General features: G+C 70.0%; 17 protein-coding genes. 16 read left to right on the forward strand and 1 reads right to left on the reverse strand.

All coding sequences use genetic code 11. The annotated features are described in order from the left end of the window. Positions 1 to 34 precede the first annotated feature (34 nt). Entirely contained in the window at positions 35 to 1,585 is a 1,551-nt protein-coding gene (locus AC1UKG_RS23985; RefSeq protein ID WP_018745789.1) for a GGDEF domain-containing protein, read from the reverse strand. A gap of 73 nt (positions 1,586 to 1,658) precedes the next feature. Here AC1UKG_RS23985 and prmC point away from each other — a divergent pair, with 73 nt between their 5' ends. From prmC to AC1UKG_RS24065, 16 genes are all read left to right on the forward strand, one after another. Further along, positions 1,659 to 2,597, forward strand: coding sequence for a peptide chain release factor N(5)-glutamine methyltransferase (prmC, locus tag AC1UKG_RS23990; protein WP_482642360.1), 939 nt, complete (start codon positions 1,659 to 1,661; stop codon positions 2,595 to 2,597). Positions 2,598 to 2,703: 106 nt separating this feature from the next. Then, entirely contained in the window at positions 2,704 to 3,348 is a 645-nt protein-coding gene (locus AC1UKG_RS23995; RefSeq protein WP_018745787.1) for an L-threonylcarbamoyladenylate synthase, read from the forward strand. A 1-nt stretch (position 3,349) separates the two neighbouring features. Then, positions 3,350 to 3,964, forward strand: a complete 615-nt coding sequence (locus tag AC1UKG_RS24000) for an arsenate reductase/protein-tyrosine-phosphatase family protein (RefSeq protein ID WP_482642359.1) — start codon at positions 3,350 to 3,352, stop codon at positions 3,962 to 3,964. Positions 3,965 to 4,057: 93 nt separating this feature from the next. Further along, on the forward strand, positions 4,058 to 6,169 hold the full coding sequence (locus tag AC1UKG_RS24005; protein WP_018745785.1) for a transglycosylase domain-containing protein: 2,112 nt from the start codon (positions 4,058 to 4,060) through the stop codon (positions 6,167 to 6,169). A 123-nt stretch (positions 6,170 to 6,292) separates the two neighbouring features. Next, positions 6,293 to 6,781, forward strand: a complete 489-nt coding sequence (locus AC1UKG_RS24010) for a hypothetical protein (RefSeq protein ID WP_018745784.1) — start codon at positions 6,293 to 6,295, stop codon at positions 6,779 to 6,781. A 188-nt stretch (positions 6,782 to 6,969) separates the two neighbouring features. Continuing rightward, positions 6,970 to 7,191, forward strand: coding sequence for an MATE family efflux transporter (locus tag AC1UKG_RS24015; RefSeq protein WP_018216786.1), 222 nt, complete (start codon positions 6,970 to 6,972; stop codon positions 7,189 to 7,191). Next, positions 7,192 to 8,013: a F0F1 ATP synthase subunit A gene (atpB, locus tag AC1UKG_RS24020; RefSeq protein ID WP_482642358.1), complete on the forward strand. Its 822-nt coding sequence runs from the start codon at positions 7,192 to 7,194 to the stop codon at positions 8,011 to 8,013. It begins immediately after the preceding gene. A 95-nt stretch (positions 8,014 to 8,108) separates the two neighbouring features. Next, positions 8,109 to 8,330 (forward strand): ATP synthase F0 subunit C, encoded by a 222-nt coding sequence (atpE, locus tag AC1UKG_RS24025; protein WP_018815065.1) that lies wholly within the window; start codon positions 8,109 to 8,111, stop codon positions 8,328 to 8,330. A 31-nt stretch (positions 8,331 to 8,361) separates the two neighbouring features. Beyond that, positions 8,362 to 8,889 (forward strand): F0F1 ATP synthase subunit B, encoded by a 528-nt coding sequence (locus AC1UKG_RS24030; RefSeq protein ID WP_018815064.1) that lies wholly within the window; start codon positions 8,362 to 8,364, stop codon positions 8,887 to 8,889. Beyond that, on the forward strand, positions 8,889 to 9,713 hold the full coding sequence (locus tag AC1UKG_RS24035; RefSeq protein ID WP_482643233.1) for a F0F1 ATP synthase subunit delta: 825 nt from the start codon (positions 8,889 to 8,891) through the stop codon (positions 9,711 to 9,713). The genes AC1UKG_RS24030 and AC1UKG_RS24035 overlap by 1 nt, the downstream gene beginning before the upstream one ends. 91 nt (positions 9,714 to 9,804) lie before the next feature. Further along, positions 9,805 to 11,457, forward strand: coding sequence for a F0F1 ATP synthase subunit alpha (gene atpA / locus AC1UKG_RS24040; RefSeq protein WP_018745779.1), 1,653 nt, complete (start codon positions 9,805 to 9,807; stop codon positions 11,455 to 11,457). A 3-nt stretch (positions 11,458 to 11,460) separates the two neighbouring features. Beyond that, the gene (locus AC1UKG_RS24045; protein ID WP_018745778.1) at positions 11,461 to 12,390 is read left to right on the forward strand and encodes a F0F1 ATP synthase subunit gamma; all 930 of its coding nucleotides are present in this window, start codon (positions 11,461 to 11,463) and stop codon (positions 12,388 to 12,390) included. Then, a complete protein-coding gene (gene atpD / locus AC1UKG_RS24050) occupies positions 12,390 to 13,847 on the forward strand; it encodes a F0F1 ATP synthase subunit beta (protein ID WP_018745777.1) in 1,458 nt (485 codons plus the stop codon). The genes AC1UKG_RS24045 and atpD overlap by 1 nt, the downstream gene beginning before the upstream one ends. Positions 13,848 to 14,088: 241 nt before the next feature. Continuing rightward, positions 14,089 to 15,231: an LCP family protein gene (locus AC1UKG_RS24055; RefSeq protein WP_018745776.1), complete on the forward strand. Its 1,143-nt coding sequence runs from the start codon at positions 14,089 to 14,091 to the stop codon at positions 15,229 to 15,231. A gap of 114 nt (positions 15,232 to 15,345) precedes the next feature. After that, positions 15,346 to 15,630, forward strand: coding sequence for a F0F1 ATP synthase subunit epsilon (locus AC1UKG_RS24060; RefSeq protein WP_018745775.1), 285 nt, complete (start codon positions 15,346 to 15,348; stop codon positions 15,628 to 15,630). A 13-nt stretch (positions 15,631 to 15,643) separates the two neighbouring features. Next, complete coding sequence (locus AC1UKG_RS24065; RefSeq protein WP_018745774.1) at positions 15,644 to 16,099, forward strand: DUF2550 domain-containing protein; 456 nt, start codon at positions 15,644 to 15,646, stop codon at positions 16,097 to 16,099. The last annotated feature ends 30 nt before the right edge of the window (positions 16,100 to 16,129 follow it).

A 16,129-nucleotide genomic window follows, 5' to 3' on the forward strand; every position in this document is an offset into this window, starting at 1 on the left:
GGGTAGACGGTCTGCGGGCCCGGCCCCGAGGCCGTCAGGAGGCGCGGGGGCGGATCTTGGCGCGCAGCATCTCCCGGTCGGCGGTCTCGAAGGCGACGCTCAGGGCATCCTGTACGTCGGGGCCGGTGGCGGCTACCTCGGCGAAGCCGATGCTGACCCCGACCGGAGTGCCGGGGACGAGGGACTCCCAGTCCTCGGTCCGGACGGCGGACCTGATCCGGCGCGCCACCTCCTCCGCCTCGGCCATGTTCGTCCCGGGTAGCACCACGACGAACTCGTCGCCGCCGTAGCGGGCCACGAAGTCGTTGCGCCGCATCACCCGGTTGACCACCCCGGCGACGCGCTGCAGGACCAGGTCGCCGGAGTGGTGCCCGTGGTACGTGTTCACCGCCTTGAACCCGTCCAGGTCGCAGACGCCGATCACCACCCGTGTTCCCTGTGCCATCACGGTGGCGATGTGCCGTTCCAGCCGGCGGCGGTTGGGTAGCCCGGTCAACGGGTCGGTGAGTGCCTCTCCCTCGAAGCGGGCCGCCTCGCGGCGCATCTCCTCGTGGTCGATCCGGGCGGCGATTCCGTCGATGTAGACGTCCCGAAGTCGATCGTTGCGCTGCGCGGCGAGCCGGAACGCTCGCCGGTCGACCCGGTGCGCGGCGACGTGTTCACCGGCCCGCCCGAGCGCGATACTGCGGAGCCGATCGGGCTCGGCCGCGCCCAGGGTCTCGGTGGAGACCTGGATGGTGTCCAGTCGGGCGACCGCCTCGATCGGACGGTCGGCCGCGATGGCCAGGCAGACCTCGCCGAGTTGGCGCATGTCTCGCGCCCGGGCACTGTCGCCGCCATGACCCAGCAGCCGGGCCGGGGCGGCGTCTGTTTCCACCTCCAGCCGGTCACCCAGGGCGGCCTGCCGCGCTGCGGCGTAGCCGTACGCGGCGAGGCTGCTCGGGCGGAGCCGCCCGGCGTGTCCGGCGTGCAGGAACTGTGCCAGGTCGCTGGCGATGTCGCGGAGCACCCGCAGACAGCCGTCGCTGTCGCCGGTGTGGTCCAGCGCGACGGCGTTGCGCAGTCGGATGCCGGGGGTGGCGAAGGTCTCCGCCGGGATCCCGGCGGCGAGCCCGAGCTGTCGTGCCCGCTCGATCGCGCCCAGCGCGTACCCGTGGAAGCTGAGGTAGGAGTAGGCCATCGCGAGGTCGTGCCAGCCCCAGGCGGTGTCCCGGTCGGGGTCCTCGACGGCACCCAGCGCGCGAGCGGCGCGTACCAGGTGCATGACGCAGCGGTCCTGGGCACCCTGGTGGTGGGCGGCGAGCGCGGCGAGCGCGTGGAGGTGCCCATGCGGGTACGGCTCGGCGAGGTCCCGGACGGCGGTGGTGGCCTCCTCGATGGCCCGGGTGTACTCCGCGGTGCGGCCCAGGTTGACCACCGCGGAGAGACGTTGCACCAGGGCGTCGGCCCGGGCGTACCGGTCGTTGGTGGTGGCGAGCACCTCCGAGAGGATGCGGTACGCCTCGGCGGAGCGGCTCGACTCCTGTAGCCCGCGGGCCCGGGTCAGGGTGTCAACCTGGTCGCCGACTTGGTCCAACCAACCCACCCACGACCTCCTGTCTGTGTGCGCCTGACCGCACCGGCTCGTGGCCGGTGACGCGACGCCTCATGATTATGGCGTGAGCACTTTGTCGCAACAGCCGTCCGAAGGAACGAATCGGGAGCGACCTACCCGGGCGGTCGTCCGGGCCGCCCGGGTGCTGGCCGACGCCGGGGTGGCGGGGCCCCGGGGGGAGGCGGAGGTGCTGGCCGCGTACGTGCTGGGGGTGCCGCGGGGACGGCTGGCGCTGGCTGACGGGCTAAGCCCGGACCAGCGTCGCCGGTTCGACGCGTTGGTGGCCCGGCGGGCCGGCCGGGAACCGTTGCAGCATCTCACCGGCAGCGCCCCCTTTCGGCATCTCGACCTGGCGGTCGGCCCGGGTGTCTTCGTGCCTCGTCCGGAGACGGAGCTGCTCGCCGGGTGGGGCGTCGAGCAGGCACGCCGGGAGGCGGCGCCGTTGGTCGTGGATCTGTGCAGCGGCTCGGGTGCGATCGCCCTGGCGGTGGCGCAGGAGGTCCCGGCGGCCCGGGTGGTCGCGGTGGAGCGTTCCCCGGCGGCGCTGTCGTGGCTGCGGCGCAACGTCGCCAGCCGGGCCGCCGCCGGTGATCGGCCGGTTGAGGTGGTGGTCGCCGACGTCACGGCGCCGGATCTGCTCGACGACCTTCTGGGCCGGGTGGACGTGCTGCTGTGCAATCCGCCGTACGTGCCGGCGGATGTGGTGGTGCCGCCGGAGGTCGGCCGGCACGATCCGGCGCCTGCGGTCTTCGCCGGCGCGGACGGGTTGGCCGTGATCCGGCCGGTGGTGCCGCGGGCCGCGCTGCTGTTACGGTCCGGGGGGCGGCTCGGGATCGAGCACGACGACACCCAGGGCGCGGCGGTACCCGGGCTGCTGGCCGGGGACGGCCGGTTCGACGTGATCGCCGAACACGCCGACCTCGCTGGCCGGCCCCGATTCGCTACGGCGGTCCGGCGTCGGGACGCCGTGGACCCGGGAGAGCCCGGTGGCGTTGGCGAGTAGCCGGTGAACTCGCCCACCTCCGGGGCGGGGGCGGGGCGCGCGTGTCCGCCGCCCGGGTACGGCCGGCACACCGCCCGGACTCGGGCGTGGCAGACTGCTGCTCGTGATGCTCTACGACTGCCGGTCGCCCGCCGACCGGGACCGCGGCATCGCGGCAGCCATCAAGGCGATCCGCGACGGCGAGTTGGTCGTCCTGCCGACCGACACGGTCTATGGGATCGGGGCGGACGCGTTCACTCCGCACGCGGTCAAGGCCCTGCTCGACGCCAAGGGCGGCCAGCCGGTGCCGCCACCGGTGCTGATCGGCTCCCGGCACACCCTGGATGGTCTGGTCTTCTCGTTGCCCAGCGCGGCCCGCGACCTGGTGGCGGCCTTCTGGCCGGGCGCGCTGACCATCGTGGTGGAGCACTCGCCCAGCCTTCGCTGGGATCTGGGGGAGACCTCGGGTCGGGTCGCGGTGCGGATGCCGTTGCATCCGGTCGCGCTGGAGGTCCTCCGGGAGACCGGCCCGATGGCGGTGGCGTCGGCGAACACGGCTGGTTTGCCGGCGGCCACCACCGCGGAGGCGGCCCGGGGGCAGCTCGCCTACTCGGTGCGCACGTACCTGGAGGCGGGGCCGGCGGTTGATCCGGTGCCGAGCACGATCGTGGACCTGACCGGGGCGGTGCCCCAGCTGCTCCGCGCCGGTGCGATCGCGCTGGACCGACTGCGGGATGTGGTGCCGGACATCGTCGCGAACCGGGTGGCCTGAAGTGCCGCCGTTTACCGTTCTCCACGTTTGTATGGGCAACATCTGTCGTTCTCCGATGGCGGAGCGGCTGCTGGTCCTGGCTGTCCAGGAGCAGTTGGCCCGGCGCGGCGAGGCCGCACCGGGGGTCGCCGACGAGCTGCTGCACAGTCACAGCGCCGGCACCGGTGGCTGGCACGCCGGTGAGGAGATGAATCCGCCGGCGGCCCGACAGGTGACCAGGCGGGGCGGTGGCATCGACGGTTTCGCGGCCCGCAAGCTGCGTTCGGAGCACATCGACGGCGCTGACCTGGTGCTCACGGCGACCGCCGACCAGCAGGAGTTCGTGTCGGTGTTGCGTCCGGACGCGGGTTCCCGCACCTTCGTGTTGGGTGAGTTCGGCCGCCTGCTGCCGGCGGTGGACCTGGCAGGTCTGCCGGCGGCTGGAGTGAGCCCCACCGCCGTGTACGCGCGCGGTGTGGCGCTGGTTGAGGCGGTTGACGCCGTGCGGGCGGGGGGCGGCCCGCTCCCCGGGGACGACCTCGACGACCCGTGGGGCCGGGGCGACCAGTGTTTCGGCCGGGTCGCGGACGAAGTCGAGGAGACGGTGCGTCCGCTGGCGGCGGTGTTGTTGCCGTAACCCACCCGGGTTACCCATCAGCGGAACGAGGCGGACAAGAGGCGCATTCGGGTCATTCTGGACGGGTCTTGCCGGCTCCTGCGGGGAGAGCTGATGACCCGGGCACACCTGAACAAGCTAATGACAGTCCTGCTCGCCGGCCTGCTGGCCGGTCTCGGGCTCGCGGTGGCGGCCTTGCCCGCCGCGCTGGTGTACGGAGTCGGCTTCTCGGCGCTCGCCGCGCCCTACACGGAGCTGCCGAACACCCTGCGGACGCCGCCAACCCCGCAGCGGTCCAACCTGTACGCCAACGACGGCAGTACGTTGATCACCTCCTTCTACCAGGAGGACCGGGTGGATGTGCCGCTGCACGAGGTGGCCCCGGTGATGCGTCAGGCGATCCTCGCTGCCGAGGACGCCCGCTTCTACCAGCACCGGGGGGTGGACCTGCGCGGCGTGGTCCGGGCGTTCACCGCCAACCAGCGTGGCGGTGAGGTTCGGCAGGGGGCCTCCACACTGACCATGCAGTACGTCCGCAACGTTCTGTCCAGCGACCCGCGCCTGACCGAGGAGCAGCGTCGGGCCGCCACCGAGGTCACCTCCGCGCGCAAGGTGCAGGAGGTGCGGTACGCGTTGGCGCTGGAGCGGGAGCTGAGCAAGGACGAGATCCTCGCCCGCTACCTCAACATCGCGTACTTCGGTGCCGGCGCGTATGGGGTGGCGGCCGCGAGTAAGCGCTACTTCACCAAATCGCCGGCGGACCTGACCCTGGCCGAGGCGGCGTTGCTCGCCGGGCTGGTCCAGTCCCCACACACGGACGATCCGCTCAACGGGGACGCCGATGCCGCGTGGCAACGTCGGGCGTATGTGCTGGAGCAGATGGTCGAGGCCGGCCAGCTCGCGGCGGATGAGGCGGCCCGGGTGGCGGCCGAACCACTGCGGCTGCGCCCCACCGAGACGCCGAACGACTGCGCGGCGGTGCCGGCAAAGCAGAACGACTGGGGCTTCTTCTGCGACTGGTTCACCCGCTGGTGGAATTCCCAGGAGGCGTTCGGGTCGACGGTTGACGAGCGGCAGCTCGCCCTGCGTCGGGGCGGCTACGAGATTGTGGCCTCCCTGGACCCGGCGGTGCAGCAGGCCGCGACCGAGCAGGTGCGGCAGATCTACTCGGCGAACCATCCGCACGCACTGCCGACCGCCGTGGTCCAGCCCGGTACCGGCCGGGTGCTCGCCATGGCGGTCAACCGCACCTACGGCGTGCAGTCGAACCCGGACGGGTGGAAGAACCGCCCGAACACGGTCAACCAGCTGGTCGCCGGCGGCGGCACGATCCAGGGCTACCAGGGCGGGAGCACGTTCAAACTGTTCACCGTGCTGGCCGCGGTGGAGGCGGGGCTGCCGTTGAACACCGTGTTTGACGCGCCCGACCGGATCGTTACCGGTTTCCCGGTCAGCGGTCCGGTGAGCTGCGACGGGAAGTGGTGCCCCCGCAACGCCAGCCCGCTGGTCAAGGGCGAGCACACCATGTGGGGCGCGTTCGGTAAGTCGGTCAACACGTACTTCGCCTGGTTGACCCAGGAGGTCGGCGCGGATCGCGTGGTGGAGATGGCCGAGCGGCTGGGCATCGTGTTCCGTGCCCCCAGCGACGAGCGGTTGGCCCGGCACGGTGCTCAGGCGTGGGGCCCGTTCACGCTGGGTGTGTCGGCCACGACTCCGTTGGATCTGGCGAACGCCTACGCCACCATCGCGGCCGACGGGCGGTGGTGCGCGCCGCTACCGGTGGTGCGGATCACCGATGCGGCCGGGCGGGTGGTCGCGGCCGGCTCGCCGGACTGCCGGCAGGTCGTGGCCCGGGATGTGGCCCGGGCCGCGGTGGACGCCGCGCGGTGCCCGGTCGGGGATCAGTCGATGTACCGGGGCTGCGAGGGGGGGACCGCAGAGGAGTTTCGCTCCCAGCTGGGACGTCCGGTCGCCGGCAAGACTGGTAGCTCGGAGGGGTACGGCACGGAGTCCTTCGTCGCGGTCACGCCGCAGCTCGCGGTGGCGGCGATCGCTACCAACCCGGATGACCCGCGCGATGCGGTGGGGCACGCGGTCCAGGCGCGGATGGCCGACGGGGTGGCGGAGCTGATGTCCGCCGCGCTGCGGGGGCAGCCGGTTCGGGACTTCGTCCCGCCGAGCGAGGTAACCGCCTTCACCGTCACCCGTGCCCGGACCGGAGAGTAGCGGCCCGCACCGGGCGCGGGCGTTCTCGCCGGTGGGGCGGGAGATACCGGCCGGTGTGCCCCGTCGCACCGGCTACCTGGCGCCGCGCGGCCACCGGCACGCCGACCAATAGACTGTGGTGTTGTGAACACCGAGACGACGCCGACCTCCCAGGGGCGGGACGAGGACCAACCGCGGCGGACCGATCCGGCCGCGGGCGAGCCGGGCGCGATTCGCGCGCGGCTGCCGTACCTGCGGCTGCCCCTGGCCTCGTGTGCCCTCCTCGCGGTCGCCGCGGTACCGGTCGCCGCGGCCGTCCGGGGTAGCACCTCCGCGATCGCGGTGGCGGCGGGGATCGCGCTCGTTGTCGTGAGCTATCTGGTCTCCGGTCTCTCGGTGGCCTGGGCGGACGCGGTCAGCCCGCAGCTGATCATGTCGGTTGGGCTGGTCACCTACGTCACGAAGATCGTCGTGCTGGGCGTGGTGATGGCGGCGGTCGCCGCGACCGGCTGGGCCGGGCTACCGGACCTGGGGGTGGCCATCATCGTCGCTGTGGTGGTCTGGACGGCGGCCCACCTGACCTGGGCGCTCCGCGCTCCATTACCCACAGTCGGCCCGTCGTCGCGGAACTGAGGAGGCGGGCGGTCGGACCGCCCTCGGCGGATGACTGGCGGCTACCCCACCTTTGATGTCCGGTGCCGCGTGTCGGACAGGAGTAGGCTGGCCCGGATTGATGCGCCAGCCGCCGCCCGCACGCCGTCCTGCAGTGCGGGGGGTGCCGCACACTCCTGCGTGTTCCGGCTGCTAATGTACGCGTCGTAATGGCCGACAACCCAGACCGCGAACCGTCCGACGCGCACTCGTCGGAGGGTGTGGCGGGTGCCGTGCTTGGCTACCTCCTCGCCGGCATCCTGGTCTGGGGATTTCTCGGCTGGTTGGCAGAGGGCTTCCTCGGCGTGCCGGCCGGCGTGGGGATCGCCGTCGGCATGATGCTCGGCGCAGCCGCAGCGATCTACCTGATCATGAAGAGGCTCGGTGCCTGAGTGTCGGCACGCGCCGGTCTGTCGAGTGTGGAGGATGACACGGTGAGCGGACAGCTGGTCGTCGCCCAGGACCTTCCCTGGCCCCCCAGCGTCAATGACTTCTACCCCCCAGCGGTGGCTGGCCCGTGGGTCACGAAGTTCACCCTCATGGTCTGGCTGGCCGTCGGGCTGGTGATCATCTTCTACATGGCCGCCTACCGGAACCCGAAGCTGGTCCCCAGCAAGGGGCAGTGGCTGGCCGAGTCGGTCTACGGGCTGGTGCGGGACAACATCGCCCGGGAACAGATGGGTAATGCCGGCATCCGGTTCGCCCCCTACTTCACGGTGCTGTTCAGCTTCATTCTGATCACCAATATCTTCAGTATCGTTCCCGGGCTGCAGATCTCGCCGAACTCGCACATCGCCTTCCCGATCGTGCTCTCCGCGATCTCCTACGTGCTCTACCTCGCTGTCGGGATCCGCAAGCACGGTCTCGTCAAGTACCTCAAGATGAGCCTGGTCCTGCCGGGCGTGCCGTGGCCGATGCACTTCCTGCTGGTCCCGATCGAGTTCCTGCAGAACTTCGTCGTGCGGCCGGTTACCCTGGCCCTCCGACTCTTCGCCAACATGTTCGCCGGTCACCTGCTCCTGCTGGTCTTCACCGTCGGTGGCTTCGTGATGCTGTCCGCGGACAACCTCTTCGTTCAGGTGACCTCGGTCTTCTCCTTCGCGATGGCGATCGTGATGGCCTTCTTCGAGGCGCTGGTGGCCGTGCTGCAGGCGTACGTCTTCGTCACGCTGACCGCCAACTACGTCGGCACCTCGCTCGCCGAGGAGCACTGAGATCCCGCTCGGCGGGCTGCCCGGCCCGACCAAGCTTTCTGGTACAAACCCCGAACACGTGAAACCGCACGTGTGAGCTAGGAGGAATACCCGCAATGGACGTTCTCGCCCTCGAAGGCAGCATCAACACCGTCGGCTACGGCCTCGCCGCCATTGGCCCCGGTATCGGTGTCGCGCTGGTCTTCGCGGCCTACATCCAGGCCAGCGCCCGTCAGCCGGAGTCCGCCGGCTTCAACCGCACCTGGCTGGTCCTGGGCTTCGCCCTGGTCGAGGCGCTCGCCCTCTTCGGCCTGGTGCTCGCCTTCGCCATCGGCTGACGAGTACCCTTCCCCGACCCGGAGGTCTGACATGTATCTCGCCGCCGAAGGTGGGCACAATCCGATCCTGCCGATCTGGCAGGAGCTTGTCGTCGGGACCATCGCCTTCGCCCTACTCGTCTTCGTGCTGCTGAAGTTCGTCATGCCGCGCATGGAGGCGATGTACCAGGCGCGGGTGGACGCGATCGAGGGTGGCCTCAAGCGCGCCGAGGCGGCCCAGGCCGAGGCCAACCAGCTGCTCGAGCAGTACCGGGCCCAGCTGGCCGAGGTGCGCACCGAGGCGGCCCGGATCCGCGACGACGCCCGGGCCGACGCGGAGGGCATCCGGCAGGACATCCTCGCCAAGGCGCGGGAGGAGTCCGACCGGATCATCGCCGCGGGCAAGGAGCAGCTCGTCGCCGAGCGGACCACGATCGTGCGCGAGCTGCGTACCGAGGTCGGCACGCTCGCGGTGGACCTGGCCGGCAAGATTGTCGGTGAGTCGCTCGCCGACGAGGCGCGCCGCGCCGGCACGGTCGACCGGTTCCTGGACGGTCTCGAGAGCGCGGGGGCCCGCTGATGCAGGCCGCCACCAGCCGGGAGTCGTACAAGATCGCGGCCGACCGCCTCGACGCGTACGTCCGGGGCGCGGAGTCTTCGGCGGTGGCCGCCACCGCCGAGGACCTTCTCTCCGTCGCCGACCTGCTCCGGCGCGAGCCACGGCTGCGCCGGGCCCTCGTTGACCCGGCCCGCTCCGGTGCGGACCGGGCCGACCTGCTCGCCGGAATCCTCCGCGGGAAGGTCGGCGGGGACGCGCTCGACCTACTGACCAGCCTGGTCTCCCACCGCTGGTCGGCCCCGTCGGAACTCCTCGACGGTGCCGAGCGGCTCGGCGTGGCCGCGCTGCTGGCCGCCGCCGACAAGGCGGGCGACCTCGGCGAGGTCGAGGACGAGCTGTTCCGTTTCGGTCAGGTCGTGGCCGGTCAGTCGGCGCTCTCCAACATACTGTCGGACCCGGCGGCCCCGACCGCGCAGCGGGCCACCCTCGCCGGTGAGCTGCTCGCCGGTAAGGCCCGCCCGGTCACCGTCCGGCTGGTCGAGGTGGCGCTCGGCGGGTTCGGCGGGCGCTCCTTTGTCGGGGCGCTCACCCGGTTGGTCGAGCTCGCCGCCGACCAGCGGGACCGGCAGGTGGCGTACGTGACCGTCGCGGCCCCGTTGGGTGCGGAGGAGGAGCAGCGCCTGGTCGCCCGCCTCTCTGCCATCTACGGTCGCGAGGTGACCGTCAAGCAGTCGGTCAACCCCGAGGTCCTCGGTGGGGTCAGCGTCCAGGTCGGCTCCGACCTGTACGACGGCACCGTCCTGCGTCGCCTCAACGAATCCCGTAACGCGCTCGCTAAGCGCTGAGCCGGAACCGCCGCGCCAGCGCCTGACCAGACGTCATTCGGACCGGTCGGTACTAGGTATCCCGGGCCCCTGATACTTAAGGAAGCAGAGGATGGCCGAGCTGACCATCTCGACGGAGGAGATCCGCGGCGCGCTGGAGCGCTACGTCTCCTCCTACCGCGCCGACGTGTCCCGCGAGGAGGTCGGCACCGTCGCTGACGCCGGCGACGGCATCGCCCACGTCGAGGGCCTGCCCTCGACCATGACCAACGAGCTGCTCGAGTTCGAAGACGGCACGATCGGGGTGGCGCTGAACCTCGACGTCCGGGAGATCGGTGTCGTCGTCCTCGGCGACTTCGCCGGCATCGAGGAGGGGCAGCGCGTCAAGCGCACCGGCCGGGTGCTCTCGGCCCCGGTCGGCGACGCCTTCCTCGGCCGGGTGGTCAACGCGCTCGGCGAGCCGATCGACGGCCTCGGCGACATCCCGAACGAGGGCTTCCGGGAGCTGGAGCTCCAGGCCCCGAACGTGATGTCCCGGAAGTCGGTTGACGAGCCGCTGCAGACCGGTATCAAGGCCATCGACGCGATGACGCCGATCGGCCGGGGCCAGCGCCAGCTGATCATCGGTGACCGGAAGACCGGTAAGACCACCGTCGCCCTGGACACCATCCTCAACCAGCGGGACAACTGGCGCTCCGGCGACCCGCAGAAGCAGGTCCGCTGCATCTACGTCGCCGTCGGCCAGAAGGCCTCCACGATCGCCTCGATCAAGGGCGTGCTGGAGGAGGCGGGCGCGATGGAGTACACCACCATCGTGGCCTCCCCGGCCTCCGACCCGGCCGGCTTCAAGTACCTCGCCCCGTACACCGGCTCGTCGATCGGGCAGCACTGGATGTACGGCGGCAAGCACGTCCTCATCGTCTTCGACGACCTGAGCAAGCAGGCCGAGGCCTACCGAGCGGTGTCGCTGCTGCTGCGTCGCCCGCCGGGCCGCGAGGCGTACCCGGGTGACGTCTTCTACCTGCACTCCCGGCTGCTGGAGCGCTGCGCGAAGCTCTCCGACGAGATGGGCGGCGGCTCGATGACCGGTCTGCCGATCATCGAGACCAAGGCGAACGACATCTCGGCGTTCATCCCGACCAACGTCATCTCCATCACCGACGGCCAGATCTTCCTGGAGACGGACCTGTTCAACCAGGGCGTCCGGCCGGCGATCAACGTCGGCACCTCGGTCTCCCGGGTCGGCGGCGCCGCGCAGGTGAAGCCGATGAAGAAGGTCGCCGGCTCGCTGCGGCTGAGCCTGGCCCAGTTCCGTGAGCTGGAGGCGTTCGCCGCCTTCGCCTCGGACCTGGACAAGGCCTCCCGCGCCCAGCTGGAGCGGGGCTCCCGCCTGGTCGAGCTGCTCAAGCAGTCGAACTACTCGCCCTTCCCGGTGCAGGATCAGGTCGTCTCGGTCTGGGCCGGTGTCGAGGGCAAGCTGGACGACATCCCGGTCGGCGAGATCCGTCGCTTCGAGTCGGAGTTCCTGCAGTACCTGCGGCACAAGCACGAGGGGATCCTCGCGCAGATCGCGGGCGGCACCTGGGGCGACGACGTCATCGCCTCCCTGGACGCGGCGATCAGCGACTTCAAGAAGCTCTTCCTGGGCAAGGAGGACGAGCGGCGGATCAACGAGCCGGCCGCCGAGCCGCTGGCTGGTGCGGAGGACCGGGAGACGGTTACCCGGTTCCAGGACGAGCCGACCGACCGTCCGGCTGGAAGCTGACCGATGGCCGCCCAGGTACGCGTACTCCGCCAACGCATCCGCGCGGCGAAGTCGATGAAGAAGATCACCAAGGCGATGGAGCTCGTCGCGACGAGCCGCATCGCCAAGGCCCAGGAGCAGGTGGCGGCCTCCCTGCCCTACTCCCGGGCTATCACCGAGGTGCTCACGGCACTGGCGTCCAACACGCGGATCGACCACCCGCTCCTCACTCCCCGGGAGCGGGTGCGGCGGGCCGGTGTGCTGCTGGTCACCAGTGACCGGGGCCTGGCCGGCGGCTACAGCTCCAACGCCATCAAGACGGCGGAGTCACTGCTCGCCCGGCTGCGCGCCGACGGCAAGGAGCCCTCGCTCTACGTCATCGGTCGCAAGGGCGTGCAGTACTACCGGTTCCGCAACCGGCCGATGACGGCGTGCTGGACGGGCTTCTCGGAGCAGCCGACCTTCGCCGACGCCCGGGAGGTGGGTGAGACGCTGATCAAGGCGTTCACCGCCGGCGTGGACGACAGCGACGGGGACCCGGGGCCGGACGGGGTCTTCGGTGTGGACGAGCTGCACATCGTCTCCACCGAGTTCAAGTCTCTGATGACCCAGGTGCCGGTACCGCGGATCCTCGGACCGATGGAGATCGAGGACCGGCCCCGTTCCGAGGGTGCGCTGCCGGCCTACGAATTCGAGCCGGAGGCGGAGGCGCTCCTCGACGCGCTGCTGCCGAAGTACATCAACACGCGGATCTACGCGGCGTTGGTCGAGTCGGCGGCGAGCGAGTCGGCGTCGCGGCGGCGGGCGATGAAGAGCGCCACCGACAACGCCGAAGAGATGATCGAGAAGTACACCCGCGAGATGAACTCGGCCCGCCAGGCCGGGATCACCCAGGAGATCAGCGAGATCGTCGGCGGCGCGAACGCGCTGGCCGCGTCGGGAAGTGAAGTGTGATGACTGTTTCCGCTACTGCTGATGGGCCGGCCGGCACCAACGCGGCCACCGGTCGCGTGGTCCGGGTCATCGGCCCGGTCGTCGACGCCGAGTTCCCGCGCGACGCGATGCCGGACCTGTTCAGCGCCATGCACGTTGACGTGACCCTCTCCGGCGGCGAGAAGACGCTGACCCTGGAGGTCGCCCAGCACCTGGGGGACAACCTGGTCCGTGCCATCTCCATGCAGCCGACCGACGGCCTGGTCCGCGGGGTGGAGGTGCGGGACACCGGATCGCCGATCACGGTGCCCGTCGGTGACACGGTCAAGGGCCACGTGTTCAACGCGATCGGCGAGTGCCTCAACCTGGAGCCGGGCGAGACGCTCAGCCCGGACGACCACTGGCAGATCCACCGCAAGGCCCCGGCCTTCGCGGACCTGGAGCCGAAGACGGAGATGCTGGAGACCGGCATCAAGGTCATCGACCTGCTCGCCCCGTACGTCAAGGGCGGCAAGATCGGTCTGTTCGGCGGCGCCGGCGTGGGTAAGACGGTCCTGATCCAGGAGATGATCACCCGGGTCGCCCGGAACTTCGGTGGTACCTCGGTCTTCGCCGGGGTGGGTGAGCGTACCCGCGAGGGTAACGACCTGATCGCCGAGATGACCGAGTCCGGCGTGATCGACAAGACCGCGCTGGTCTACGGCCAGATGGACGAGCCGCCGGGCACCCGTCTCCGCGTCGCCCTCTCCGCGCTGACCATGGCGGAGTACTTCCGGGACGTGCAGAAGCAGGAGGTGTTGCTCTTCATCGACAACATCTTCCGGTTCACCCAGGCCGGTTCCGAGGTCTCCACGCTGCTCGGCCGGATGCCGAGCGCCGTGGGTTACCAGCCGACGCTCGCCGACGAGATGGGTGAGCTCCAGGAGCGGATCACCTCGGTCCGGGGCCAGGCGATCACCTCGCTGCAGGCGATCTACGTGCCCGCCGACGACTACACCGACCCGGCGCCGGCCACCACCTTCGCCCACCTGGACGCGACCACCAACCTGGAGCGTTCGATCTCCGACAAGGGCATCTACCCGGCGGTGGACCCGCTGGCGTCCTCGTCTCGGATCCTCGCCCCGGAGTTCGTTGGCCAGGAGCACTTCACGGTGGCCACCGAGGTGAAGCGGATCCTGCAGCGGTACAAGGACCTGCAGGACATCATCGCGATCCTGGGTATTGAGGAGCTTTCCGAGGAGGACAAGCTCACGGTCGGCCGGGCGCGCCGGATCGAGCGCTTCCTGTCGCAGAACACCTACGCCGCTGAGCAGTTCACCGGCATGAAGGGCTCGACGGTCCCGATCAAGGAGACCATCGAGGCGTTCAAGAAGATCAGTGAGGGTGAGTACGACCACTTCCCCGAGCAGGCCTTCTTCATGTGCGGTGGCCTGGACGACCTGGAGAACAAGGCCAAGGAGCTGATGGCGGAGGGCTGAGTGCCCCGCTGCGGCTACCGCCGCAGGCCGCGCAAGCAGCGACGAAAGGCCGTCCTGGTGTACGCCGGGGCGGCCTTTCCGTGCATCCGTCGACGCCACTCGGGTCGCGGGCTCCCTTTCGCCGGTCGGTGATCTTGACAGGTGGCGAGGTACCGTTTCACGCGCGTCGCGCTGACTGTGCGCGCGTTCGTGTAATCATTCGCTGACGTACGCCCGTCCCGATAGACGTTGACGAACGGAGATGATCGTGGGTAAGGCCGGCAAAGGCGGCAAGAAGAAGCCGTCGGTGTGGGCGGGCGTGCCGCGGTGGGCCCAGGTGTGCACCGTCTTCGGCGCTGTCTTGATGTTCGTCAGCGGCGTGGCCTTGGTTGGCGTCGAGGCGCTGGTGGCACGGTACGAGGGCGCAGTGGGCAAGGCGGACCTGTTCGGGGACCAGGCGGCGGGAGCCAGTGAGCGCACGAGCGACATCAAGGGCCCGCTCAACATCCTGCTCGTCGGCGTTGACCCCCGCAAGGAGGAGCAGTTACCGCTGGCTGACTCGATCATGGTGTTGCACGTGCCGGAAGGGCTCGACCAGGCCTACCTCTTCTCGATGCCCCGGGATCTTTACGTCGAGATTCCCGCTTTCGACAAGGCCGGGTTCAATGGCGGTGCGGACAAGCTCAACGCGGCGATGTCCTACGGCAGCCGGGTGCAGGGCGAGAACCCCAGCGCGGCGCAGGGCTTCGAACTGCTCGCCAAGACGGTCCAGTCGATCACCGGGATCCCGCGGTTCGACGCCGGGGCGATCATCAACTTCGGTGGCTTCATCAACATCGTGGACGCGATGGGTGGCGTCACGATGGACATCGAGCGTGAGGTGCGCTCGGAGCATCGCCACCCCGACGGCACCCACCGTGAGCTTCGCCCCGGCGGTGGGGGGTACCTCGGTGAGCAGGCGGTCTACCCGGAGGGGGAGCAACTCCTCGAGGGATGGCAGGCGCTGGACTATGTCCGTCAGCGTTACCCCAGGAACGGTGTGCCGGACGGTGACTACGGCCGCCAGCGGCACCAGCAGCAGTTCGTCAAGGCGATGGCGAGTCAGGCCCTCAGCGCTGACGTGGTGACTAACCCACTCAAGCTGGACTCGGTGCTTCGGGCGGCCGGTGAGTCGTTGGTCTTCAACGGCCGGGGGCACAGTGTGATTGACTTCGGCCTCGCCCTGAAGGACCTTCGGCCGGGCAACATCCAGATGATCAAGTTGCCGGGTGGCGGCATCACGGACGGCGGGAAATACCGCGGCGAGCGCTTCGAGCCGGCCGTTCAGGACTTCTTCCGGGCGCTGCGGGACGAGCAGCTCGATGCGTTCCTGCTGGAGCATCCCGACTTCCAGAACGAGCTCTGACCGGTCGGGGGTTGAATCCCGACCCGAGTGGCGTACCTCTCGCCACCCGCGTTACCGGCGCTCCGATAGCGAGACTAGAATTTTGGCAATCCGCCGCCGCAGCAAGGAGACAGCGTGGCACAGCAGCTTCACGTCGAGCTCGTAGCCGTCGACGAGACGGTATGGTCCGGCGAGGCCGAGATGGTCATGGCCCGGACGACCGAGGGTGAGCTTGGCGTGATGCCAGGGCACGCCCCTCTGCTCGGCCAGCTCGCGGAGTCCGGCCAGGTTCGGATCAAGGTTGCCGGAGGTGACCAGCTCTCCTACGAGGTGGCTGGCGGTTTCCTCTCCGTGAGCGACAAGGGTGTCACCGTCCTGGCCGAGAGCGCCAGCCCGGTCCCGGCCGCGCAGGGTAGCTGAGCGCCATCCGGCGATGGGGATCGTCGAAGGGGTCGGGATCGGCATTGCCGTCGTCGTTGGCGTGCTTCTAGCTCTCTTTGTCCGGCGGGGTTTGGTCACTCGCAGCGGAGGAATTATCCGGCTCAACGTCCGGACCTCCACGATCCTCGACGGCCGGGGTTGGGCGCCCGGCTTCGGCCGTTTCGTAGGGGACGAGCTTCGCCTCTACCGAATGTTCAGTTTCGCCCTCCGCCCACGGCGGACGCTCTCCCGTAAGGGCCTCGCAGTGGAACGCCGTCGGCTGCCCGAAGGGCAGGAACGGTTCTCGATGCCCGCCGACTGGATCATCCTCCGCTGTACCAGTCACCACGCCCCGGTCGAGATAGCTATGGCGCGCGCGACCGTCACCGGGTTTCTCTCCTGGCTTGAGGCCGCCCCTCCGGGGGTGGCCTCGCCGAATCTGACCGCCCAGGACTGGCCGGCGGCCTGAGGCCGCCGGCCAGTCGCGGGCTGGCGCGGG

The sequence above is a fragment of the Salinispora sp. CH2A1_6 genome, assembly GCF_056820975.1.